The sequence below is a fragment of the Paenibacillus xylanexedens genome (genome assembly GCF_007676705.1).
Lineage (GTDB): Bacteria > Bacillota > Bacilli > Paenibacillales > Paenibacillaceae > Paenibacillus > Paenibacillus xylanexedens_C.
In genome coordinates this window covers 1-221 of record NZ_VEBF01000915.1, presented here as the reverse complement: position 1 = coordinate 221, position 221 = coordinate 1, and the positions used below count along the sequence as shown (strand labels likewise).

Below are 221 nucleotides of genomic sequence, written 5' to 3'. Positions count from 1 at the left end.
CTCAATCTCCACACCACCAATGCCTTTCATTTCGTCCCCACGTACCACATTCCTTCCTTTCACTTCACCCACTTCCATCTTCGCATCCCCACCACCCAACTCCTCAAACCCCTCAACTCTCTCTTCCACCCCACAAACACACACTTCATACCTTCCCTCACCTCCTTTTACACCGACACCTTCACCTTCCTTCCTTTTCACCACAACTTTATCCCCCTCTT

1 protein-coding gene is annotated in these 221 nt (G+C 50.2%); it reads right to left on the bottom strand.

Going from position 1 to position 221, the window contains the following annotated elements:
• The coding region (locus FS628_RS31115; RefSeq protein WP_145326730.1) for a hypothetical protein at positions 1-204 on the bottom strand (204 nt) is incomplete at its 3' end.
• Between the last annotated feature and the right edge of the window lie 17 nt (positions 205-221).